Annotated in this window: 22 protein-coding genes; 12 read left to right on the top strand and 10 right to left on the bottom strand. The window is 57.9% G+C overall.

Features of this window, described 5'->3' with window-relative positions; translation table 11 throughout:
* Window positions 1–294: 294 nt before the first annotated feature.
* Window positions 295–1,161, bottom strand: coding sequence for a YicC/YloC family endoribonuclease (locus tag HU218_RS16470; RefSeq protein WP_174876027.1), 867 nt, complete (start codon window positions 1,159–1,161; stop codon window positions 295–297).
* A 145-nt stretch (window positions 1,162–1,306) separates the two neighbouring features.
* Here HU218_RS16470 and HU218_RS16465 point away from each other — a divergent pair, with 145 nt between their 5' ends.
* The 3 genes from HU218_RS16465 to rph are packed head-to-tail and all read left to right on the top strand — an operon-like array spanning window position 1,307 to window position 3,791.
* Window positions 1,307–2,194 (top strand): serine/threonine-protein kinase, encoded by an 888-nt coding sequence (locus HU218_RS16465; RefSeq protein ID WP_246211371.1) that lies wholly within the window; start codon window positions 1,307–1,309, stop codon window positions 2,192–2,194.
* Window positions 2,191–3,018, top strand: coding sequence for a PP2C family protein-serine/threonine phosphatase (locus HU218_RS16460; RefSeq protein WP_174876025.1), 828 nt, complete (start codon window positions 2,191–2,193; stop codon window positions 3,016–3,018). The genes HU218_RS16465 and HU218_RS16460 overlap by 4 nt, the downstream gene beginning before the upstream one ends.
* Window positions 3,019–3,074: 56 nt before the next feature.
* Entirely contained in the window at window positions 3,075–3,791 is a 717-nt protein-coding gene (gene rph / locus HU218_RS16455; RefSeq protein WP_174876024.1) for a ribonuclease PH, read from the top strand.
* Between the two features lie 75 nt (window positions 3,792–3,866).
* Here rph and HU218_RS16450 read toward each other — a convergent pair whose 3' ends face one another.
* The 8 genes from HU218_RS16450 to ffh form a co-directional block, all read right to left on the bottom strand.
* The gene (locus tag HU218_RS16450; RefSeq protein WP_174876023.1) at window positions 3,867–4,055 is read right to left on the bottom strand and encodes a hypothetical protein; all 189 of its coding nucleotides are present in this window, start codon (window positions 4,053–4,055) and stop codon (window positions 3,867–3,869) included.
* Between the two features lie 89 nt (window positions 4,056–4,144).
* Window positions 4,145–5,443 (bottom strand): two-component system sensor histidine kinase RstB, encoded by a 1,299-nt coding sequence (gene rstB, locus HU218_RS16445; protein ID WP_174876022.1) that lies wholly within the window; start codon window positions 5,441–5,443, stop codon window positions 4,145–4,147.
* Window positions 5,444–5,446: 3 nt separating this feature from the next.
* On the bottom strand, window positions 5,447–6,154 hold the full coding sequence (gene rstA / locus HU218_RS16440) for a two-component system response regulator RstA (protein ID WP_174876021.1): 708 nt from the start codon (window positions 6,152–6,154) through the stop codon (window positions 5,447–5,449).
* 115 nt (window positions 6,155–6,269) lie between these two features.
* Window positions 6,270–8,429, bottom strand: a complete 2,160-nt coding sequence (locus HU218_RS16435; RefSeq protein WP_246211369.1) for a hypothetical protein — start codon at window positions 8,427–8,429, stop codon at window positions 6,270–6,272.
* Between the two features lie 65 nt (window positions 8,430–8,494).
* Window positions 8,495–8,767: a hypothetical protein gene (locus tag HU218_RS16430; RefSeq protein ID WP_174876020.1), complete on the bottom strand. Its 273-nt coding sequence runs from the start codon at window positions 8,765–8,767 to the stop codon at window positions 8,495–8,497.
* A gap of 70 nt (window positions 8,768–8,837) precedes the next feature.
* Window positions 8,838–10,208 (bottom strand): adenylosuccinate lyase, encoded by a 1,371-nt coding sequence (gene purB / locus HU218_RS16425; protein ID WP_174876031.1) that lies wholly within the window; start codon window positions 10,206–10,208, stop codon window positions 8,838–8,840.
* 66 nt (window positions 10,209–10,274) lie between these two features.
* Window positions 10,275–11,174, bottom strand: a complete 900-nt coding sequence (locus HU218_RS16420; RefSeq protein WP_174876019.1) for an ATP-grasp domain-containing protein — start codon at window positions 11,172–11,174, stop codon at window positions 10,275–10,277.
* 58 nt (window positions 11,175–11,232) lie between these two features.
* Window positions 11,233–12,597 (bottom strand): signal recognition particle protein, encoded by a 1,365-nt coding sequence (gene ffh, locus HU218_RS16415; RefSeq protein WP_174876018.1) that lies wholly within the window; start codon window positions 12,595–12,597, stop codon window positions 11,233–11,235.
* Between the two features lie 118 nt (window positions 12,598–12,715).
* On the opposite strand from ffh, the gene HU218_RS16410 reads away from it, so the two are divergent.
* Together HU218_RS16410 and HU218_RS16405 are read left to right on the top strand one after the other, a co-directional pair.
* Window positions 12,716–13,522, top strand: a complete 807-nt coding sequence (locus HU218_RS16410) for a cytochrome C assembly family protein (RefSeq protein ID WP_246211367.1) — start codon at window positions 12,716–12,718, stop codon at window positions 13,520–13,522.
* Between the two features lie 55 nt (window positions 13,523–13,577).
* A complete protein-coding gene (locus HU218_RS16405; RefSeq protein WP_174876016.1) occupies window positions 13,578–13,904 on the top strand; it encodes a ComEA family DNA-binding protein in 327 nt (108 codons plus the stop codon).
* A 31-nt stretch (window positions 13,905–13,935) separates the two neighbouring features.
* On the opposite strand, the gene HU218_RS16400 is transcribed toward HU218_RS16405, so the two are convergent.
* The gene (locus HU218_RS16400) at window positions 13,936–15,333 is read right to left on the bottom strand and encodes a cryptochrome/photolyase family protein (RefSeq protein ID WP_246211358.1); all 1,398 of its coding nucleotides are present in this window, start codon (window positions 15,331–15,333) and stop codon (window positions 13,936–13,938) included.
* A 314-nt stretch (window positions 15,334–15,647) separates the two neighbouring features.
* Between HU218_RS16400 and HU218_RS16395 the strand changes: the two genes are divergently transcribed.
* The 7 genes from HU218_RS16395 (at window position 15,648) to yacG (ending at window position 22,116) form a co-directional block, all read left to right on the top strand.
* On the top strand, window positions 15,648–16,592 hold the full coding sequence (locus HU218_RS16395) for a porin (protein WP_174876014.1): 945 nt from the start codon (window positions 15,648–15,650) through the stop codon (window positions 16,590–16,592).
* Window positions 16,593–16,741: 149 nt separating this feature from the next.
* Complete coding sequence (gene pilB / locus HU218_RS16390) at window positions 16,742–18,445, top strand: type IV-A pilus assembly ATPase PilB (RefSeq protein WP_174876030.1); 1,704 nt, start codon at window positions 16,742–16,744, stop codon at window positions 18,443–18,445.
* Window positions 18,446–18,461: 16 nt separating this feature from the next.
* Entirely contained in the window at window positions 18,462–19,682 is a 1,221-nt protein-coding gene (locus HU218_RS16385; protein ID WP_174876013.1) for a type II secretion system F family protein, read from the top strand.
* Window positions 19,682–20,533 (top strand): prepilin peptidase, encoded by an 852-nt coding sequence (locus tag HU218_RS16380; RefSeq protein WP_174876012.1) that lies wholly within the window; start codon window positions 19,682–19,684, stop codon window positions 20,531–20,533. Before HU218_RS16385 ends, HU218_RS16380 begins: the two co-directional genes overlap by 1 nt.
* Window positions 20,526–21,143 (top strand): dephospho-CoA kinase, encoded by a 618-nt coding sequence (coaE, locus tag HU218_RS16375; protein ID WP_246211356.1) that lies wholly within the window; start codon window positions 20,526–20,528, stop codon window positions 21,141–21,143. Before HU218_RS16380 ends, coaE begins: the two co-directional genes overlap by 8 nt.
* Before the next feature lie 25 nt (window positions 21,144–21,168).
* On the top strand, window positions 21,169–21,927 hold the full coding sequence (zapD, locus tag HU218_RS16370; RefSeq protein WP_174876010.1) for a cell division protein ZapD: 759 nt from the start codon (window positions 21,169–21,171) through the stop codon (window positions 21,925–21,927).
* A 3-nt stretch (window positions 21,928–21,930) separates the two neighbouring features.
* On the top strand, window positions 21,931–22,116 hold the full coding sequence (yacG, locus tag HU218_RS16365) for a DNA gyrase inhibitor YacG (protein ID WP_174876009.1): 186 nt from the start codon (window positions 21,931–21,933) through the stop codon (window positions 22,114–22,116).
* The last annotated feature ends 43 nt before the right edge of the window (window positions 22,117–22,159 follow it).

Here is a 22,159-nt window from a genome sequence, read left to right as displayed (position 1 = left end):
CCGCAAGGGTAGTCGCGCCTTGCGGACACCAATCTCTTCGACCATGTCCGCAATCTGCGCCGGCGAGTAGGCGTCAAAACCGTACAGCGCCATTTTTTTCTCCGCGTGGGGGCAAAGGTGGGGGGGCTGATGGGTAATAGCGGCGGGCTTGTGGATGGGGCAGTGAACGCCGCGTCTTGCGTGTGCGTTATTTATAGTGCCTGTGGCGATAACGACAACCGGCAGCGCCGGTATAAAAAAAGCCACGCGGAGCGTGGCTTTGATCTGTGGCACGGCATTGCATACCCGCAGGAATTACTCTACGTTCTGAATCTGTTCTCGCATCTGTTCGATCAGCACTTTCAGTTCGACGGATGCTTGGGTCGTGTCGGTGGAGACCGATTTGGAGCCCAGGGTGTTGGCCTCGCGATTGAGTTCCTGCATCAGGAAGTCCAGGCGTTTGCCGACCTGGCCGCCGGTTTTCAGGATGCGGCGAACTTCGGCCAGATGGGTGGTGAGGCGTTCCAGCTCCTCGTCGACATCGATCTTTTGTGCGAACAGCGCGAACTCCTGCTTCAGGCGGTCGTCATCAACATTGCCAAGTGCTTCTTGCAGGCGGGTCGCCAGTTTGTTGCGGTAGGCCTCCAGAATCTGCGGCAGCTTGGGTTTGACCGCGCTGACAATGGTTTCCATGCCGCTGATGCGATCAAGCAGGATGTTGGACAGCTTGTGGCCTTCGCGGCCACGGGTGGCGCGAAAGTCTTCAAGTACTACGCCCAGGCCGTCGATACAGAGTTGTTGCAGGGCTTCCGGCGGCAGCGAGTTGGATTTGAGGACGCCGGGCCAGCGCAATACCTCGCCCATGCCCAGATCGCGGATGCCCGGTGCCATGTCGCGGACTTCATTGCAGACGGACAGCAGGCGGGCGACGGTATCGCGGTTCAGTTCCAGTTGCGGGGTATCATCCGCCGTCTGGTTCAGGCCGATGCGGCACTCTACTTTGCCGCGGGTGACGCGGCTGGCGATCAGTTCGCGCAGTTGTGCTTCAATGCTACGCAGTTCTTCCGGCAGGCGCATCTGCACGTCAAGATAGCGGTGGTTGACCGCACGTACTTCGATGGACATCAGTCCACCCGGAAACTCGCGGGTGGTGGAGGCAAAGCCAGTCATGCTGAGAATCATCGGTAGCTCCACAATTGTGTTTTTAAAGGGATACGACCCCGAATCGCAGCCATGATTCCGGGGCGGGCACACTATAACAATGGACAGTACACAATCCAAGTCACGTTCTCTCGCTCCCGGCAGCCGGCTGGAGGAGTACACAATCGTGCGGGGTCTAAGCTCCGGCGGCTTCAGCGAGGTCTATCTGGCGCTGGACAGCCACGACCGCAAGTATGCGATCAAGGAATACCTGCCGCGCGACATGGTTGGCCGCAGCGATCTCGGCGATGTAACGGTACTGAACGAGCTGGACCGCGAGGTGTTCAAGCTCGGGCTGAAGTGTTTTTTTGAAGAGGCCCGTATCCTGGCCGGCATCCATCACCCCAATGTGGTACGGGTGAGTAACTTCTTCCGTGCCAACCAGACGGTTTACATGGTGATGGAGTACGCCGATGGCCGCTCGCTGGCCCGCGAGCTGGAACTGGGTGGTGGACGGATGCCGGAAGCGCGGTTGCGCAAGTTGTTTGCCGAGGTGATTGCCGGCCTGGACGAGGTGCATAAGCAGCACTTGCTGCATCTGGACATCAAGCCCGGCAATATCTATCTGCGTCGTAACGGCTCGCCGATGTTGCTGGATTTCGGCACCGCGCGACAGGTGGCCAGAGAGGTGCAGTTTGCGACGGCAATGATCACGCCGGGCTTTGCCGCGCCAGAGCAATACAACAATGGCGAGCCACTGGGCGTGTGGACCGATATTTACGGGCTGGGGGCCAGCATGTACCTCGCCATGGGTGGTGGACGCTTGCCTGCAGCCACCGACCGGGTGCGGCAGGATACCCTGCCGCCGGCGTCGCAATTGTTTGCCGGCAAGTATTCGCCGCAGCTGCTGCAGTTGGTTGAGCAATGCCTGGCTCCGGCGGCATCGGCCCGTCCGCGCAGTCTCGGGCTGATTCGCGAGCAATTGATGGCCAGCTATCAGGAAGTCTCGCCTCAGGCCACGGCAGGACGTTGGCCGCGCTGGCTGGCCGCCTTGTGCAGGAAAAAAAGCCGATGAAATTTGCCATAGCAGCCGAGTCCCGCGTCGGCGGACGGGAACATAACGAGGACCGGCAAGGTGCGATCTGGTCTGCCCAATCGTTACTGCTGGTGGTGGCCGATGGTATGGGCGGCCGCGAGTATGGCGAGGTCGCCGCCCAGGTGGCGGTGGATGTGTTCATGGAGAACTTCCGCCGTTCGGCCCACCCGCAATTGCTGCGGCCGATCCCGTTTCTGCAGCGGGTGATGCTGGAGGCGCACGAGGCGATTCTGGCGCAGTCGCTGCAGAATCGCTTGCATGAAATCCCCAGCACCACGCTGGTAGCCGGTCTAGTACAGGGTGGGCATCTCTACGTGGTGCATGCCGGGGACTCCCGTCTGTACCTGTTGCAGGGCGATCGGCTGCGCTACCGCACCCGCGACCATAGCCAGGTGCAGCGGCTGATCGATAGCGGCCAGTTGAGCGAGAAGGATGCGCAGGATTACCCGGGGCGCAACCACATCTATAACTGTCTGGGCGCCACGATAGATCCGGAGATCGAGGTCAGCGAGCCGATCCCGTTACAGGGTAACGAAACATTGCTGCTGTGTTCAGACGGATTATGGGGGCCGCTACTGGACGAGGAAATCTCCCGCATCTTCAATGGCCGCGAACCGCAGCTGGTGTTGCCGGCATTGATGAACGTGGTCGAGCGACGGGCCGGCGCCGGTTGCGACAACCTGAGCGGCATTGCCGTGACCTTGCTGGGCGATAACGACTTTGCCGCGGCGCGTGATGGCTACATCGATAGCGAGCGTGTTTCGCGTGCCGGTTTTGACCAGTTGTCGCAGCATCATCCCTGAGCGGAGACAGTCCGGCTTTACGCTAGAATGGCTTCCTTTTGACCGGAGTTCCCGTCATGCGATCCCCCGCCCGTGCTGCCGATGCCCTGCGCACCGTGCGTCTTCCCCGTCATTACCCCCGCCATGCCGAAGGCTCTGTGCTGGTGGAGTTTGGCGAAACCAAGGTGATTTGCACCGCTTCGGTAGAGGAAACCGTGCCGCCGTTCCTGAAAGGCAAGGGTCAGGGCTGGGTGACGGCCGAGTACGGCATGCTGCCGCGCTCTACCGGCAGCCGCATGCGTCGCGAAGCGGCCAGTGGCAAGCAGTCCGGTCGAACCCAGGAAATCCAGCGCCTGATTGGCCGTAGCCTGCGTGCAGTCATCGATCTGGAAAAGCTGGGCGAGCGTCAGGTGTTGATCGACTGCGATGTGATCCAGGCCGACGGCGGTACCCGCACGGCCAGCATTACCGGCGCCTATGTGGCGCTGGCCGATGCCATTGCCAAGCTGATGGCCGACGGCAAGTTGGCCGCAACGCCGCTGCGTGACCAGGTGGCAGCGGTGTCGGTGGGTATTGTCGATGGCGTGCCGTTGCTGGATCTGGACTACGTGGAAGACTCCGGTTGCGAAACCGATATGAACGTGGTGATGACCGGTGCCGGTCATTTTGTCGAAGTGCAGGGCACTGCCGAGGGCGTACCATTCAGCCGGACAGAAATGAACCGGTTGCTGGAACTGGCAGAAAAAGGCATTGGCGAGTTGCTGCAACTGCAACGTACCGCGCTGGCTGACTGAGTCTGGGTCGGTTTGCCAGAGGGGTAATGCAAAACGGGCGCCAGTGGCGCCCGTTTTGTTTACTGCTGGCTGCGATTACTTGGCAGCGGAAGCAGCTTTTTTAGCGGCCTTGGCTTTAACCACTTTCTTGGCGGCTTTCTTTTCTACTTTCTTAGCCGGAGCAGCAGCTGCCGGAGCGGAAGCGGCCGGCTTGGTAGCGGCGAAACCGGAGGAAGCAGCAACAGCGAATGCCAGGCCAGCAGCGATCAGAGTCAGTTTTTTCATGATTTTGAATTCCAGATAATGTGAGAGAGCGGGTGCCGCCAGTGCGACAACCTGGAGCCATCATAGGAGCGGTCTGCTGGCCATGTCTGTTAGGTTTTGTTCGCGGATGTAACTGCTTGTAGTCGCGGCCAACACAATGTGAATGCGGCGCCGCCCAGCGGACTGGCATCGATCTCGACCCGGCCCTGGTGCGCCAACATGATCTGTTGCACGATGGCCAAGCCCAGGCCATGACCACCTTCGGCACGGTCGCGGCTGGGGTCCAGGCGGACAAACGGCTCCAGTACGCGTTGGCGGTCTTCTTCGGGAATACCCGGGCCGTCGTCCTCCACCCGGAAGTACTGCCAGTCATCAATGGCATACAGCTTTATCAGCAGTTGCTGGTTGGCATAGCGGGAGGCGTTGCCGATCAGGTTGTCCATTGCTCGTGCCAGCAGCACGCTGTCGCCGCTGATCGAAGGTTGCTCAATCTGCAGCGTGAAATGCAGCTGTGGATTGAGCTCGCTGATGTCATCCAGCCGTTGTTGCAACCAGGCTTGCGGCTGTAACTCCTGCAGTTGCAATGGCAGGTCGGGGCGCGACAGGCGGGCGTGCAGTAACAGCTCGTCGATCATGGCGCCGACGCTGTTCAGGTCGCGTTCGATACCGGCCTGTGCAGGGTTGGCCGCATCGATGTCCAGCAGCGCCAGCCGGTAGCGCAGGCGTGCCAGCGGGGTGCGCAGCTCGTGCGCCACCGCATTGATCAGCGCCTGCTTGCTTTCCAGCAGGCGTTCGACGTTGCTGGCCATGTGGTTGAAGCCTTGCGCCAGAGGCTGCAAGCCGGAGCTGGGGGCCAGTTGTACCCGGGCGGAAAATTCGCCTTCGCTCAGTTGCTTGGCGCTGCGCTCCAGTTGCATCAGTTCGTTCCAGTGCGGGCGCATCCACAGCAGTACCGGAATCGCCAGCGACAGGCCGATCAAGGCCAGCAACGCATAGTCGAACCAGCGCAGTTCATGCAGGAACACCAGGTAACTCATCGGCCCGGCAACCAAGGCATACGGCGAGTTGCCGACGCGTTGCAGGAAGGTATAGTCGTCTTCCAGCATCACGATATCGCCTTCGCGCAGTGCTTTCAGGGTATCGCTATCGATAGGCAGCTCGTCCATGCGCTGCATGGAGACATTGAAGCCCAGGTCATGATCCAGCGTCCGCAGTGCCGCCGGCCATTGTGCCTGCGGAATGCCATCCAGCTTGTACTCGATCAGGCTCAGCGACGTCTTCAGCAAGTCGGCCAGCGCGCGGTCGCCGGTTTTTTCGGCCACCTGTTTGTACACCAGGCCGGCCAGCATCACTGCCACCAAAAAGCTGATGACCAGCAACAGATAGAACTGGATGAACAGCTTGCGCATGATTTACCAGCCGGCCGGTGAAAACAGATAACCCTTGTTGCGTACCGTCTTGATACGGGCCGGAGCAGCCGGGTCGTCGCCCAGTTTCTTGCGCAGCCGCGACACGGCAATGTCGATGCTGCGATCCAGACCGTCATAGCTCAGGCCGCGCATCACGCGCAACAGGGTGTCGCGGTCCTGCACTTCACCGGCATGGCTGGCCAATTGCCACAGCAAATCGAAGTCGGTGGTGGATAGCGTGATGCGCTCCCCGCCCAGCATGACTTCACGGCTGCGGGCATCGATACGCAACTGGCCAAAGGCAAGTTGTTGCTCGCCTTCCGTTTCGCTGCCATTGCCCTGGCGTTGTTCGTACTGGCGCAGCTGCGCGCGCAGGCGTGCGGCCAACACTGCTGGCGGGGTGGTTTTCAGCACGTAGTCATTGGCGCCCAGCTCCAGCCCCAGGATTTGATTGATGTCGCTATCCAGCGAGGTCAGGATCACGATTGGGCCGGCGAATTCCGGCCGCAGCTCGCGGCACAGCGTCAGACCGTCTTTGCCTGGCAACATGATATCCAGCAGCAGCAAGTCCGGCTGTTCGCGCCGCAGCGCGGCCTGGGCGGTATCGCCACGCGGTTCGATCACCACTTCCAGGTCGTGGCGGGCCAGAAAGCCTTGCATCAGTTGTGCCAGTTCGGCGTCGTCTTCGACGAACAGGATTTTGTGAGTCATCACCACTCTCCGGTTTAAAGCGCGAGTATCGCCTTGTCTTCGTCATAGCAGCAAGATGCTTGCTGTTTCAAAATGAAAACGCCCCGCAGGGCGGGGCGTGAAGGCCATCTGCCGGTCAGTCATGCGGCAGCGGCGGATGGCTGTCGGCATAGGCATTCAGCGAGACCACGCGGGTCTTGCCAATGCGGTGACGGTAGATCTCACGCAGATAGCAGATCGCTTTCTGGACGTGGTTGCGCGTCAGGCGGATATCGTTGATCGACACGAACTTCTTCGGATCGCGAATCAGCTCGCGGTACTTCTTCTCGTACATCGGCTTGATGGCAAACCAGTTGGTGTCGAGAATCTTGGCCGGGTTCTCGAACTCGTCCAGCAGCTCTTCCAGCCGCGACTCGTCAAATTTTTCGGCGGTGATCAGCTCGAGGATGGCGTTGTCCAGCGTGTCGTTGTAGCGATAACCGCCACGGGCGAAGCAGCGCTTGATGTAGGCCACGATCAGCGTCAGGAAGTCGTCACTCAGGCATGGGCTCTTGGCTACCAGTGTGGTCAGCGACAGGTTGGCCGATGCGCCGATCACCAGCGCATAGCGCTTCAGCGTGGTGCTGGGGAACAGGCCGTTCAGGTGCTGCTTCAGGCGGTTCAGGTCCATGTAGGACAGCTTGTAGCCCTTGGGCAGCGACAGGATGGCGACCACCGACGAACAGTTGCGGAAGAAGAACAGCTCGTTGAGCTTGGCCGGGTCGTAGCCGGATTCCTTGTATTCGTTCAGCGCGGCACGGTAGCGGTCGGATTCGATCGGCAGCAGGCTGATGCCTTCGATGGCCTGGGTCACCGGATTGAAGTGCGGCAGATCGATGGAGCGGAAGAACAGGTCGTCGATGCTGAACTTGCTGTTGCTGTTCACGTCCAGCGGATCTCCTACCACCGATTCGGCGTAGGCCACGGCTACCGGGCCGGCCAGACTCATGAACAGGTCGTTGGCATCGAGGCGGATGGTTTCGCCGATGTCGATGCCGGCACGATGGAAGTAGTTCTCGTCGTAATCGGTGGTGACGGCCTGGGCGGTCAGGATGTTGAAGATCTGCTGCGAGATGTACTGGTTGGCGTGGCGCTCCATGGCGTTCACGTCCAGATCTTCGATGCTGCCCTTATCGGTTTCTTCGGCATAACGCATGATGTCGTTGGAGATCAGCATCATGGCGTTCCACGGGCGGATGCGGCGCATCACGCTTTCGGCACCGGCTTCTTCGTTGTCGAAGTTGTAGGAGAAGTCCCACTCTTCCGACAGGTATTTGCACAGCAGGCGACCGGCGTTGATGTGCAGTGCCTCGGAGCCTTCCACATGCTGGCCGGAGATGTTCGGCAGGATGCAGATGCCGCTGGTGAAGATCGGCTCGAACACGAAACCCTGCTCGTCACCGGTGCTGCTGCCTTCCGGTTCGACGCGGGTTTCGAAGGTCTTGCTCATGTAGGCATATTGCTGCGCCAGACCGAATTCGCTGGCCATGCCGGAGCCGGTACCGCCGCCGGCGCTGAAGATATAGAAATACAGTCGCGACTGGTTGGCACGGATGCCGCAGGAGTCGATCAGGTAGGCGTGGATCAGTTTCCAGTCTTCGTCGGAAAAACTCTGGGTGTCCTTGTTGAGGATGATCTTGGCCAGATACTGCCCGAGGATAGGCGCGTTGCCGGCGCCGCCGGCATGTACCTCGGCCAGATCCATGATGCGCATCTTGCTGTAATCGTTGAGGAACGCACCCTGCTCGCCGCGATGCGAGAAGCGGATGCGGCCTTTGATGTCCTTGTCCAGGTCACCCAGCATCACCATCGGTTCGATCAGGAAGGCCGGCTTTTGCGATTTCTGCGGCGACAGCAGCGTGCGCTTGATCCAGCGCCGCGGACGGAAGTCCTGCTCGTTGCTGGGCTTTTCTTCGTTACCGAATTCGTTCAGGTAGAACTTGCGGGCGTTGTACACCAGAGTGGCAACGTCCAGTGCAATGTTCGAGCCGCAACGGCCAAGACCGATCAGGCACACCGAAGGGAATGGACGGTCGTAACTATCCAGCCCTTCATCCTGATTGGCCGCAAACGCTTCGCGCCGCAGCGTATCCAGATTGGTCAGGATGCGGGTCATGTCGCGTTCGGTGTAGTACTGATAGCGCTGGCTGGCGCTACGTTCCGGTACCGCGTGCAGGTGACGTGGTACTGCCGGTTGCTGCGGCCCCATCTCGGTATCGGCTTGGGCTTCGTTTGGACGTTCTGGCGTTGCTTGCATGATATTTCCTTCAAGAGGCCGGCCCCGGCCTTCAGGATTTGATACAGCAATATTTAAACTTCCATTTATACCATCAGATGACTTGGCCGCAGTTTGCTTTCAAGTAAATTTTGTGAACAATCCTTAGGGTTTCTGTGGTTTTTGGGGCAGTCGCATGCTTTATAAAGCATGGAAAAATATTTTGCGCAAAAGTACTGTGCATTACTTTCTCTTGCCTGCCGATAGGAAACAAAACTGCTTCTTTGCCCGACTTGCTGTGCCGCGCCGCTACTGGCATTTTCAACAGCGCGGTTTCGAATTGGTATGACATTATGACCGTGGTGGAAGGCCGTGTTCACCTGCTTTCCATTTGAATAAAACATAAAAAAAGCCACCCGAAGGTGGCTTTTTTTATGTGCGCCCAACGTATCAGATACGGCGCGCCAGCTCTTCTGCCTTGCCGACATAGCTGGCCGGGGTCAGCTCCAGCAGGCGGGTCTTTTCTGCGTCCGGAATTTCCAGACCCTTGATGAAGGCGGCCAGCGTTTCGCGGGTAACACCATCCTTGCCGCGGGTCAGCTCTTTCAGCTGCTCGTACGGATTTGGCACACCGTAGCGGCGCATTACCGTCTGGATCGGTTCGGCCAGCAGCTCCCAAGTGGCGTCCAGATCGGAAGCCAGCATCGCCGGGTTGAGTTCCAGCTTGTTCAGGCCTTTCATCAGCGCCTTGAAGCCCAGCAGAGTGTAGCCGAAGCCAACGCCCATATTGCGCAGCACGGTGGAGTCGGTCAGGTCACGCTGCCAGCGCGACAGCGGCAGCTTTTCCGCCAGGTGGTTCAGCACCGCGTTGGCCAGGCCCAGGTTGCCTTCGGAGTTTTCGAAGTCGATCGGGTTGACTTTGTGCGGCATGGTGGAGCTGCCGACTTCGTCCTTCTTCACCTTCTGCTTGAAGTAGCCCAGCGAGATATAGCCCCATACGTCACGATCCAGGTCGATCAGGATGGTGTTGATGCGGCTAAGTTGCTGGTACAGCTCGGCCATGTAGTCGTGCGGCTCGATCTGGATGGTGTACGGGTTGAAGGTCAGGCCCAGACCGGTAACGAAGCGGCCGGCCAGGCTTTCCCAGTCGACTTCCGGATAGGCCACGATGTGGGCGTTGTAGTTGCCGACGGCGCCGTTGATCTTGCCGAGGATTTCCTGCTTGACCAGCTGTTCACGCTGGCGCTTCAGGCGGTACACCACGTTGGCCAGTTCCTTGCCCATGGTGGATGGCGTTGCCGGTTGGCCGTGGGTACGGCTCATCATCGGTACCGCGGCCAGTTCGTGTGCCAGGCTGGACAGTTTGCTGATCACTTCGTCCAGTGCCGGCAGCATCACGGTGTTGCGTGCGGTTTTCAGCATCAGCGCATGGCTGAGGTTGTTGATGTCTTCCGAGGTGCAGGCGAAGTGGATGAACTCGCTGGCGGCCATCACTTCCGGGTTACCGGACAGACGCTCTTTCAGCCAGTACTCGATGGCTTTTACGTCGTGATTGGTGCGCGCCTCGATGGCCTTCACCTCTTCGCCGTGTTCCACGGAGAAGTTGGCAATCACGTCGTCGATTTCACGGATGGTGGCGTCGGAGAACGGTTTTACCTCCTCGATGCCCGGTTCTGCGGCCAACATTTTCAGCCATTCCAGCTCTACCTTGATACGGGCTTTCATCAGGCCGTATTCGGAGAAAGTGGCGCGCAGCGCTTCGGCTTGGCCGGAATAGCGGCCGTCGAGCGGGGAAAGGGCGGTCAGCGTGGTCAGATTCATCACTCAGTGCTTCCAGGTTGCTGGCCAGCGGAAGCTGGCCGGTTGCTTCAAATAAAAAACGAAAACTCAAGCTTGCAGGCGGCGGGCAATACCGGCGGCCAAGGTGTCGGCCGCAGCGGGGTTAAAGCGGAAGAACAGCTCCGGCTCCACCATCTCCAGTTCCATGATCGCCAGCTGGCCAGCGTTATCGCGGATCATATCGACGCGGGCATACAGCACGTCGAACGGCACCGCGGCCACCGTGGCTTCGGCGAACAGCACTTCGTCAGCCGTGGCTTCGTACTGGTGCACCGTGCCGCCGTGGTCATCCTGTACGCGGAAGTCGCCGGCTTTCGCTGTTTTGCGGATGGCGTGGGTGTATTTGCCATCAATGATCATCAGCGACAGTTCGCCCTGCTGCAGGATGTTTTGCTGGAACGGCTGCAGCATCAGCGCTTCCTGCTCGATCAGTTCGCCAAACACGCACTCGTACTGTTCGCTGTCGATGGCGGCGAAACGGTAGGTGTGTCGCGCGGCGCCGGAAACAACGGGCTTGAGAATCACATCCTGCCAGCCGGTTTCCGCCACGATATGGGCCAGTGACCGGGCATCACCACGTTCGATATAGACCGTCGGGACGATATTGACGTCTTTCTCTGCCAGTGCACCCAGGTAGTGCTTGTCGATATTCCAGTGGATCAGCGCCGCCTCGTTGAACAGGCGGGGGGTCTGGCTGGCGCGTGCCAGCCATGCCGAGAACTCGCTGAAACGGTTGAAGTAGTCCCACGTGGTGCGAAATACCGCGCTACGGCTGTTGGCCCAGTCGAAATCGGCATCGGCCCAGTCCTTGCGGCCAACCTTCAGTCCCTGTTTTGCCAGCGCGGCCAGTACCAGCCCATCTTCGGTGTGTACCTGGCGGCTATACCAATCGGCATCGTTGAGCTGTAACAGCTCGTGGTCAGTGAGGACGATTACATCGTATTGCATGGTGTCTTTTGATCTGCGCGTAAAAAACGGGCGTACACGACGCCCGTCCAGCTAATCATTACATGCCCGGCAGCATGCCCTTCATGCCTTTGAGGCCTTTCAGCATCTTGAACATGCCGCCCTTGGACGAGAACATCTTCATCATCTTCTGCATCTGCTCGAACTGGGCCAGCAGTTTGTTTACTTCCTGTACCGAAACACCGGAACCGGCAGCGATGCGACGCTTGCGGCTGGCCTTGATCAGCTCCGGCTTGCGGCGTTCGTCCATGGTCATGGCGTTGATGATGCCCTCGATGCGGCGCATGGATTTTTCCGCCTCGGCACCCTGTACGCCCTTGGCCAGCTGGCCGATGTCGCCCGGCATTTTTTCCAGCATGCTGGTCATGCCGCCCATCTTTTTCATCTGTTGCATCTGGGTTTTGAAGTCTTCGAGATCGAAGCCCTTGCCGGACTTCAGCTTCTTGGCCATGCGGGCCGCTTCTTCCTCGTCGATGCCTTTCTGCACGTCCTCGATCAGCGACAACACGTCACCCATGCCGAGGATACGGCCAGCCAGACGGTCCGGATGGAACGGCTCCAGCCCGCTGACTTTCTCGCCGACACCGATGAACTTGATCGGCTTGCCGGTGATGTGGCGTACCGACAGCGCGGCACCACCACGCGAGTCACCATCCATTTTGGTGAGGATCACGCCGGTCAGCGGCAGCGCCTCGTTAAAGGCCTGGGCAGTATTGACGGCATCCTGGCCCTGCATGGCATCGACCACGAACAGGGTTTCGATCGGGTTGAGGGCCGCGTGCAGTGCCTTGATTTCGGCCATCATCGCTTCGTCGATGGCGAGACGACCGGCGGTATCCACCATCAGCACGTCGAAGAAGTGGCGCTTGGCGTAATCTACGGCCGCACGGGCAATGTCTTCCGGTTTCTGGCTGCCATCGGACGGGAACCACTCTACGCCGACCTGTTCCGCCAGCATCTTCAGTTGTTCGATTGCCGCCGGGCGGTAAACGTCGGCAGACACCACCAGCACTTTTTTCTTCTGCGTTTCTTTCAGCAGCTTGGCCAGCTTGCCGACGGTCGTGGTTTTACCGGCACCTTGCAGACCGGCCATCAGGATAATGGCGGGCGGAACGGCGGCCAGATTCAGCGCATCGTTCTTTTCGCCCATCAGTTTGACCAGCTCTTCGTTCACGACGCCGATCATCGCCTGGCTTGGCGTCAGGCTGCCAAGCACCTCCTGCCCCAGCGCACGTTCCTTGACGCTGGCAATGAAGGTTTTGACCACGGGCAGGGCCACGTCGGCTTCCAGCAGCGCCATGCGCACTTCGCGCAGCGCGTCCTGGATATTGGTTTCGCTCAGTCGCGCTTGACCGCGCAGGGTTTTCAGCGCACCGGTCAGGCGTGAGGATAGGTTGTCAAGCATGGGGTGTCCTTATGGTCTGCCAACTGCATTCCGCATGGTGTAGACTTCTGCAATCGTCCATTTTACCACGACCCGGCGCCGGGGCGTGGCACTCCCCCCAATTCAAATGAGTGGCATCTTGTTGATTTTGGTCATTTTGCTGGTGTCCGGTTACCTCGGGCTGTCCTGGCATTTCATTGGTCATTGGCGTGGCGTCTCGCTATGGCCGCGCCAGCCCGGGCGCGAGCATTTCCTGCTGGGGGCGTTACTGGTGGTTCATGCGCTGGTGTTGATGTTGCCGGTACTGCGTTTCGGCGCACTGAGCATGGGGCTGGGGACGGCGCTGTCGCTGCTGGGCTGGATCATGTTGCTGATATTCTGGACCGGTAGTTACTTCGCGCGCATGGAGGGGCTGCAGGTGTTCCTGGTGCCGCTTGCTGCCATTGGCGTGCTGATGGCCGAGGTGTTGCCGATTCCGCATACCTTATATCAGATCAATAATCCGGCATTCCTGCTGCATCTAATGGTGTCATTGCTGGCGTATAGCCTGTTTGCGATTGGTGCTTTGTTGGCGGTTTTAATGCTGCTGCAAGAACGGGCGCTGCATGATCGACGCTTTGCGTTGGCCAGGCGCATGCCGCCACTGCTGGTGCTGGAAAACCTGATGTTCCAGACACTGGGCACCGGCTTTATCTTGCTGACATGCAGTTTGATCAGTGGTGTCTTTTTTGCCGAAGAGGTGTTCGGGCGTGCAGTGCCGCTTAACCATAAGGTGGTGTTCGGCATTCTGTCCTGGCTGGTGTTCGGTGGCTTGCTGCTGGGCCGAAAGCTGCATGGCTGGCGCGGGCGTATCGCCATCCGCTGGACTCTCGCTGGGTTCGCGCTGTTGCTATTTGGCTATATCGGTAGCAAGGTAGTACTGCAATTCTTTTTGCATAAATTGTAGCTATTTGACATAGTTGATACTCCATCTGTTTGTCATTTAATCGGGAGGAAATGCCATGAAGAAACTGCTTGCTGCGCTGTGTGCCCTGTTTGTGACGGTGTCAGCCTGGGCAGCGGTGAATGCCAATACCGCTACGGCGACCCAGTTAGAGGAGCTGAAGGGGATTGGCCCGGTAAAAGCCAAAGCGATTATTGATTACCGCACCAAGAATGGCCCATTCAAGACCTACGCCGACCTGGAGAAAGTGCCGGGCATCGGTCCGAAAATGCTGGAGAAACTCAAAACCGAACTGGTGGTAAGTGGTGGTGCCGCACCGGCCGTTCCTGCGGCCAAAGCAGCAACCAAGCCTGTGCCAGCAGCGCAGCCCGTCAAGAAACCTTAGTTATTTGCGTCAGACCTGCAACAAGGCCCGCTTATGCCGGGCCTTGTTGCTTTTTGCCGAATAGCGTTAGTGCCAGCTCCCGCTGGACGGCATGATCGACAATCGGTTGCGGATAGTCGCGACCTAGGACAAAACCGGCCGGTAGTGATTTGGCCTGCCATGGCGCGTGAATGGCCCGATTATCAAGTGCGGCCAACTCTGGTACGTAGCGACGGATGAATTTGCCCTCCGGGTCAAATTTTTCGGACTGGCTCACCGGGTTGAAAATGCGGAAGTAGGGTTGGGCATCGCAGCCGGTAGAGGCTGCCCACTGCCAGCCGCCATTGTTGGCAGCAAGGTCAAAATCCATCAGCTTCGCCGCGAAATAGGCTTCGCCGCGACGCCAGTCAAGCAGCAGGTCCTTTACCAGAAAGCTGGCCGCAATCATGCGCAAGCGGTTGTGCATGAACCCGCTTTGATTCAGCTGGCGCATGGCGGCATCCACAATCGGGTAACCGGTATTGCCCTGGCACCAGGCATCGAACCAGCGATCCTCGCCCGGGAATGACAGCTGCCGGTACTCGGCCTTGAAGCTGTATTCGGCAACATGCGGAAAATGCCACAGCAATTGCTGGTAGAACTCGCGCCAGATCAATTCGTTGAGCCAGCTTTCCGCGCCCTCGCTTTGTTCGCCGATGGCGAGACTGACAGCCTCTCGTACCGAGATGGTGCCGAAGCGCAAATGTGCCGACAGGTACGAGACCCCTTTTATGGCCGGAAAGTCGCGGCTTGCCTTGTAGGCGTGGATACGGTGGGCAAAGTCCAGAAGCAGCGCTTCTCCCCCTGTGCGTCCGCTTTTTACCTTTAATGTCTGCGTGGGGGCTGCCGTGAATCCCAGGGCATCAAGTGGCGGTAAGCCTTGTGATGACGGCGGCAGAGGCAGCGCGTTTTGCAGCGGTGTGGGGTGTGCTTGCGCCAAGGCGGGGGTGAAGCGTTTCCGCCACGCCCGCATGTAAGGGGTGAATACCGTATAAGGACGGCCTTGAGCGGTCAGTATCTCGTCCTGTTCAAAGATGACCTGATCTTTAAAACTGCGCAGTTCGCACCCCTGTTTTTGCAGCAAGGCGGCAACTTTGTTGTCCCTTTCTCGGGCATAAGGCTCGTAGTCGCGGTTGCAGTACACCGCATCGCACCCCAGCGATGCGGCCAACTCCGGAATCAGTTGCATCGGGTCGCCGCGTAAAACATATAAGCCGCCACCATGCTGGCGCAAGGTAGCGTCCAGCTCCTGCAGGCTGGAGTGAATGAAATCCAGCCGTCTGTCGTCACGGGGTAGGTGGCGGAGGATGTTTTCATCAAAGACGAATACGCAATGAGTGATGTTGTGGTGCCGTAATGCGTGCGACAAAGCCGCGTTATCAACAGTGCGCAAGTCGCGGCGGAACCACATCAGGCAGGTCGATTTCATTGTGCAGTCTGTTCTTGTGTCGTTAGAAAGCAACGCTTTTGTAGCGGCAGCAAGTTTTGTTGTCTAGTGGCAACAAAGATTTTTTTTGAAAAAATGTTTTAAAAACAAGGTGTTGAATTGTTTTGTGTTGTTGTGCTGGCATTCGTCGACAGGTCCGAAATTTGTTTTTTTGCAACGCCACGTTTATAGTCCGCCACAGATACCGCCGGGATGCCGGTGGTCTGAACAGCCCACCCGAAGGTTCTGCCTTCGGAAAAATTCCCGGGCAACCTACGTGACCTCTGAAAGGAACACACATGAAAAAGCTGATCGTTCTGGCTACCCTGGCTGCCCTGCCGGCAGTTGCAATGGCTGACGTTACCATCTCCGGTAACCTGGCTGTTGGTATCGTGAACACCAAGGATTCCGCCAAGGGTTCCCTGACTACCGAAGACCGCACCAGCGGTGAAATCAAGTTTGCCGGTTCCGACGATCTGGGTAACGGCCTGAAAGCCATCTGGCAAATCGCCTCCAAGATCAACCTGGCTGACACTGCTGATGGCAATACTTGGGCCGGTCGTGATTCTTACGTAGGTCTGGAAGGTGGCTTCGGTCGTCTGACCATGGGTAACATCTACATCATGCCGACCTCCGGCGCGATGTCCATCTTCGAGAACAACTCCGCTGGCTGGAAGTCCGCCATTTATGACCAGGGTACCCGTTACAACAACACCGTATCCTACAAAACCCCGTCTTTTGCTGGCTTCACTGCCACCGTACAGCACAGCTTCGGCAAGAACTCCACTGCTGAATCCGACAAGCTGAGCACCCAGGCTGTGAGCCTGGCTTACGAAGGCGACGGTTTCTCCGTTTCCTACGACGGTGAGCGTACCAAGCAAGACCAGAACAATCAGTCCTCCCTGCACGAACTGAACGCTTCTGTTTCCCTGGCTGATCTGACCCTGCAGGCTGGCTATGCTCATGGTAAGGATGAAGCTGCTGACTCCAAGCGTAGTGGCTGGGGTCTGGCTGCTTCCTACGCGCTGGGTAACCTGACTCCGAAACTGGGTTACTGGCACGAAGGTCAGGCTAAGACCGCCGGCGTGAATAAGGGTGACAGCAGCAACTCCTACGCCGCTGGCGTTGAGTACGCACTGTCCAAGCGTACCCGTGCTGGTGTTGAATACGTTCGTACCAACTACAAGGACTCTTCCAAAGTTGATGCGCACGCTACTACCGTTTACCTGGGCACCAAGTTCTAATCTGGTGTTCTTGGTTTGAAAAAGGCTGCTTCGGCAGCCTTTTTTTATTGGTATTGCTGACTAGAAAGGCATTGCCAAAGCTGGGTGAGTGGTTAATATGCCGCTATAACAAATAGCGGATGCAATTCATGCAGATGGCAGGGAGTCGTATGGAAAGTGTGGCCATTTCCGGTTTAAGCCGGGCCTTGGTGCAGAACGAGTTGCTGCTGGCGAGCGATGCCGAGTCTATTACCAAGCTGGCGCAGACAGCAGGAGTGTCGTTTGTCGAGCAATTGGTGCAGAGCAAGAAGATGTCGGCACAGGATGTCGCCTTGTTTGCTTCTACAACTTTTGGCCTGCCTTTGTATGACTTGAGTCGTCACAGTAGTGACAGCATGCCGCGCGGATTGCTGGAACAGGATTTCATTGCGGCCAACCGTCTTTTGCCTCTTTTTCGCCGCGGCAATCGCTTGTACATCGCTATTTCCGATCCCACGCAGAGTAGTGTCCTGCACGCCATTACCTTCAAGACTGGACTGACGGTCGAGTGTGTTGTTGTCGAAGATGACAAGCTTGGCGCGCTGGTGGGGCATCTTGCGGAAAACTCGATGGCGGCCATCAACAACCTGGCTGCCGAAGAGTTTGGCGAGCTGGAAATCGCGGATCCGGATGCGGAACCCGCGAGCGATGGCTTGCCGGATGTGGATGACGCGCCGGTAGTGCGTTTTGTTAACAAGTTGATGGTTGATGCAATTAATGGTGGTGCATCGGATATCCACTTTGAACCGTATGAAAAATTCTATCGCATTCGTTATCGTGTCGATGGGGTGTTGAAGGAAGTTGCACAGCCACCGCTGGCGATCAAGGAGAAGGTCGCCTCACGTATCAAGGTGGTGTCCAGAATGGATATTTCCGAGCGCCGTGTGCCGCAGGATGGCCGCTTGAAACTGGTGCTCTCCAAGCATAAGGCGGTGGATTTTCGGGTAAGTACTTTGCCGACGTTGTATGGCGAGAAGATCGTGATGCGTATTCTCGATTCTTCTGCCGCATCGCTGGATATTGAGCAGCTGGGGTTTGAGCCGGAGCAGAAGGAAATGCTGTTACGGGCCATTTCCCGACCCTACGGTATGGTGCTGGTAACCGGGCCAACCGGTAGCGGCAAAACGGTTTCGCTTTATACCTGCCTGAATATTCTCAACAAGCCCGACAGCAATATTTCCACGGCGGAAGATCCGGTAGAAATCAACTTGCCGGGTATCAATCAGGTGAATGTGAATGAGAAAGCGGGACTGACGTTTGCATCGGCGTTGCGCGCCTTCCTGCGTCAGGATCCGGACATCATCATGGTCGGCGAGATTCGGGATTTCGAGACTGCGGATATCGCGATCAAGGCGGCCCAGACCGGTCACCTGGTGTTCTCCACACTGCATACCAACAACGCGCCGGCGACGCTCAACCGCTTACTGAATATGGGGGTGGCCCCGTTCAATATCGCCAGCTCGGTATTGCTGATCATGGCCCAGCGCCTGGCGCGGCGTCTGTGCAATAGCTGCAAACAACCGGTAGATATTCCGCAGGCTGCATTGCTGCGGGCCGGTTTTAAGCAGGAAGAGCTGGATGGCAGTTGGACGCCATATGGTCCAGTTGGTTGTGACCAATGCCGTGGCACTGGTTATAAAGGGCGTACCGGTATTTACGAAATCATGCCGATTACAGACGCCATGATTCGCCTGATCATGAGTGATGGCAATGCGGTGCAGATCAATGATCTGGCACGAGAAGAGGGTATGGTTGACCTGCGGCGTGCCGGTTTGCTCAAGGTCATGCGTGGCTTGACCTCCCTGACCGAGATTGAAGCGGTCACCAACGAATAACTGACAGGGTAAAAGCATGGCCGGAACGGTAAGCAAAAAAACAGTTGCCCACATCTGGAATTGGGAAGGCAAGGATCGGACCGGCAAGCAGATTCGTGGCGAGATCCGGGCCGAGACTGAAATCGTTGCCAAAGCTCAGCTGCGCCGGCAGGGCATCAATGTGTCCAAGGTGGTCAAGCGTAAACCCAAGTTTGGCCAGAAGGTCACAGAAAAGGACGTGGCGCTGTTTACCCGTCAGCTGTCCAGCATGATGAAGGCTGGGGTTCCCTTGTTGCAGGCTTTCGACATTGCAGCAAAAGGGCTCAGCAATGCCTTGTTCACCCGTATTCTGCTGGACGTCCGTGCCGAGGTGGAGATCGGCAGTAGCCTGGCCGATGCCTTCCGCAAGTATCCGCTGTATTTCGACGGTCTGTTCTGCAACCTGGTTGCGGCTGGTGAGGCTGGGGGCGTGCTAGATGCATTGCTCGAAAAACTGGCCACCTACAAGGAAAAAGTGCTGGCCATCAAGGGCAAGATCAAATCGGCACTGGTCTATCCGGCGGCCATTATCGCAACGGCCTTCATTATTACCGCCGTGATCCTGATCTATGTGATTCCTGCCTTCAAGGAGCTGTTCTCCAGTTTCGGTGCCGATTTGCCGACACCGACCCTGATTGTCATCGCCTTGTCCGATGTGTTTGTCGAATACTGGTGGATGATTTTTGGCTCACTGATTGGTGGCATATGGGCGATTGCCTACACCTACAAGCGCTCACCGAAAATGCAGGACGGGCTTGACCGTATCATCCTGAAAGTGCCGGTGATTGGCGATGTGGTGCGCAAGGCCACCATTGCCCGCTGGTGCCGCACGCTTTCTACCATGTTTACCGCCGGTGTGCCGCTGGTGGAGGCGCTGGATTCGGTAGGAGGAGCTGCGGGCAACAAGGTGTACGCCGATGCCACCAAGGTGATACAGAACGAGGTCACCACCGGCTCGACACTGAATTCCTCTATGCAGCGTAGCAATCTGTTTCCCAATATGGTGCTGCAGATGACCGCGATCGGTGAGGAGTCCGGTGCACTGGATGACATGCTGGATAAGGTCGCCGATTTTTACGAAGAAGAAGTCGACAATGCGGTGGCATCGCTATCCAGTCTGCTGGAGCCGATGATCATGATTATTCTGGGTGTGTTGATTGGTGGCCTGGTGGTTGCCATGTATATGCCAATCTTCAAGATGGGTCAGGTGGTGGGTTGATGGTTGATGCTTTGACAACGTTGCCGCCAGTTGTGCAGATAGTGCTGGCGCTGGTCTTGGGTTTGCTGCTTGGCAGTTTTCTCAATGTGGTGATCCACCGGCTGCCCAAGATGATGGAGCAGCGCTGGCGGGCCGAGTGCGCCGAACTACAGGGCCAGGAGGCGCCTGCGGCCAACTATAACTTGTTCTTCCCGCCCTCAGCCTGCGTGCATTGTCAGGCGCCTATCCGTGCCTGGCAGAATATTCCACTACTCAGCTTTGTGTTGCAGCGTGGCCGTTGCAGCAACTGTCAGGGACGTATTTCCTGGCGTTATCCGCTGGTGGAACTGGTTTCCGGTGTGATGTTGGCCGCGTTTGCCTGGCATTGGGGGCTGGGGGCTAACTGGCTGTGGGCCAGTGTGTTCGGTCTGATACTGCTGGTGTTGACCATGATCGATGCCGCCACGCAGCTGCTGCCGGATGACCTTACCTTGCCGTTGCTATGGTTGGGGCTGCTTTTCAACCTGAATGGTGGTTTTGTACCGCTGGAACAGGCCGTTGTGGGGGCGATGGCGGGTTACCTGATACTGTGGTGCGTCTACTGGCTATTCAAGCTGGTGACTGGTAAAGAAGGGATGGGGTATGGCGACTTCAAGCTGCTGGCTGCGCTGGGGGCTTGGCTTGGCTGGCAGATGTTGCCGTTGGTGATCCTGTTCTCATCACTGGTAGGTGTTATCTGTGGCATCGCGCTGATGTTGGCCGCACGGCATGGCCGTGGCCAACCTCTGCCGTTCGGGCCATATCTGGCGGCGGCGGGGATGCTGGCATTCTTGTGGGGCAAGCCGATCATGGCTTGGTATCTGGGTGCGTAAACCGATTGTTGGTCTGACCGGGGGTATTGGCTCCGGCAAGTCCACCGTCGCACAGCTGTTTGCGGCACATGGGGTTCCCTGTATCGATAGTGATGTGGTTGCACATCAGCTCACTGCCGCCGGCGGCGCGGCAATGGCGGAAATTCGAGCTGCATTTGGCGAGCGGGTGCTGGATGAGCACGGCGCGTTGAATCGTGCAGCCATGCGTGAACTTGTCTTTGCCAAGCCGGCAGAGCGGCTCCGTCTCGAGTCCATTCTGCATCCTATGATTCGCGAGGAGTGCCTGCGTCAACTGGAGCGGGTGTCAGGGCCATACGTGCTGCTGGCGGTGCCGTTACTGTTTGAAACCCCGGCGTTCCGGACGCTGGTCAACCGTAGTCTGGTTGTGGATTGCCCGGAAGAAACACAGCAACAACGGGTGATGGCGCGCAGTGGCTTGGCCGCCGTGCAGGTGGCCGCAATCATTGCCGCGCAGATGCCGCGCCAGCAAAGGCTGCAGCTAGCTGATGACGTAATTCATAATGCTGGCGAACTGGCCGATTTGGCGCTTCAAGTTGATGAGAAACACCGCTATTATCTAGCCTGCTTTGGTTTGCCGGCTCCGGCATGACATTACGAACCAACGGATATCTGCCGTGACCAGTTTCGAGTTCCCCATCACCGAACGAACCCGTACCTTGCTCCGCCTGGAGCAGGTGTACCAGCGGCTGGTGTTCTTTATTTCGCAGGACGAGGTTAATTGCCATCATGCGGCGCTGATGGCGCTGTTTGAGGTGCTGGAGTCTGCTGGGCGGACCGAGTTGAAATCCGAGCTGTTGCAGGAGCTCGAGCGGCAGAAGCTGGCTTTGGAGTCTCTGCGCGATAATCCGGTAATTGCCCAGGATGCGCTGGATTCGGTGTTGGATGAAATCGAGCACACGGCGGCCAGCCTGCTGGAAATCAGTGGCAAATTCGGCCAGCACCTGCGCGAAAACGAGTGGCTGATGGCCATCAAGCAGCGCTCGGTGATTCCCGGTGGCACCTGCCAGTTTGATTTGCCGTCCTATTATCTGTGGCTGCAGCGCGATAGCGAGGCACGTCGGGTCGACCTGTTGCGCTGGGCTGCACCGTTGATGCCGACAGCCCGTGCCGCCACGGTTTTGCTCAAGCTGCTGCGTGACAGTGGCAAGGCGTATCAGTATGTGGCGCGACGCGGTGCTTTCCAGCAAATGTCGGGTGGCAAGGTCGTGCAGTTGATTCGTGTCTCCTATGACGCGTCGCTGCAGATCGTGCCGGAGGTCTCCGCCAATAAGTACGCACTTAATGTCCGCTTTATCTATGCCGGAACCGGCGAGGTTCGTGCCCGCCAGGTCGAGGAAGATGTGGATTTCACCCTGACCTACTGCAAGTTCTGAACTATGTCTTCCGAAAAAATCGTTGCCTGTCCGCAGTGTCGCCAAGCGGTGGAGTGGGGGCCGCAAAGTCCGTTTCGCCCATTCTGTAGCGAACGTTGCCGCTTGATCGATCTTGGGCAATGGGCCGATGAAAGTTATCGCGTGCCGCTGTCCGGTGCCGATGCCATGACAGAGCAGGATACGCTGTAGCCTGTACGCCGCGTAAAAAAGCCGCCTGATCAGGCGGCTTTTT

Source organism: Vogesella oryzae (assembly GCF_902829295.1).
GTDB classification, from domain to species: domain Bacteria; phylum Pseudomonadota; class Gammaproteobacteria; order Burkholderiales; family Chromobacteriaceae; genus Vogesella; species Vogesella oryzae.
This window is presented reverse-complemented; position numbering and strand designations above follow the sequence as displayed.

Coding starts and splice junctions, on each gene's coding strand:
- HU218_RS16460 (WP_174876025.1), top strand. CDS start 2,191: ATGAAATTTGCCATAGCAGCCGAGTCCCGCGTCGGCGGACGGGAACAT.
- HU218_RS16380 (WP_174876012.1), top strand. CDS start 19,682: ATGGTTGATGCTTTGACAACGTTGCCGCCAGTTGTGCAGATAGTGCTG.
- HU218_RS16385 (WP_174876013.1), top strand. CDS start 18,462: ATGGCCGGAACGGTAAGCAAAAAAACAGTTGCCCACATCTGGAATTGG.
- rstA (WP_174876021.1), bottom strand. CDS start 6,154: ATGACTCACAAAATCCTGTTCGTCGAAGACGACGCCGAACTGGCACAA.
- HU218_RS16400 (WP_246211358.1), bottom strand. CDS start 15,333: ATGTGGTTCCGCCGCGACTTGCGCACTGTTGATAACGCGGCTTTGTCG.
- HU218_RS16405 (WP_174876016.1), top strand. CDS start 13,578: ATGAAGAAACTGCTTGCTGCGCTGTGTGCCCTGTTTGTGACGGTGTCA.
- HU218_RS16420 (WP_174876019.1), bottom strand. CDS start 11,174: ATGCAATACGATGTAATCGTCCTCACTGACCACGAGCTGTTACAGCTC.
- HU218_RS16395 (WP_174876014.1), top strand. CDS start 15,648: ATGAAAAAGCTGATCGTTCTGGCTACCCTGGCTGCCCTGCCGGCAGTT.
- pilB (WP_174876030.1), top strand. CDS start 16,742: ATGGAAAGTGTGGCCATTTCCGGTTTAAGCCGGGCCTTGGTGCAGAAC.
- rph (WP_174876024.1), top strand. CDS start 3,075: ATGCGATCCCCCGCCCGTGCTGCCGATGCCCTGCGCACCGTGCGTCTT.
- HU218_RS16470 (WP_174876027.1), bottom strand. CDS start 1,161: ATGATTCTCAGCATGACTGGCTTTGCCTCCACCACCCGCGAGTTTCCG.
- ffh (WP_174876018.1), bottom strand. CDS start 12,597: ATGCTTGACAACCTATCCTCACGCCTGACCGGTGCGCTGAAAACCCTG.
- HU218_RS16450 (WP_174876023.1), bottom strand. CDS start 4,055: ATGAAAAAACTGACTCTGATCGCTGCTGGCCTGGCATTCGCTGTTGCT.
- rstB (WP_174876022.1), bottom strand. CDS start 5,443: ATGCGCAAGCTGTTCATCCAGTTCTATCTGTTGCTGGTCATCAGCTTT.
- yacG (WP_174876009.1), top strand. CDS start 21,931: ATGTCTTCCGAAAAAATCGTTGCCTGTCCGCAGTGTCGCCAAGCGGTG.
- purB (WP_174876031.1), bottom strand. CDS start 10,208: ATGAATCTGACCACGCTGACCGCCCTTTCCCCGCTCGACGGCCGCTAT.
- HU218_RS16435 (WP_246211369.1), bottom strand. CDS start 8,429: ATGCAAGCAACGCCAGAACGTCCAAACGAAGCCCAAGCCGATACCGAG.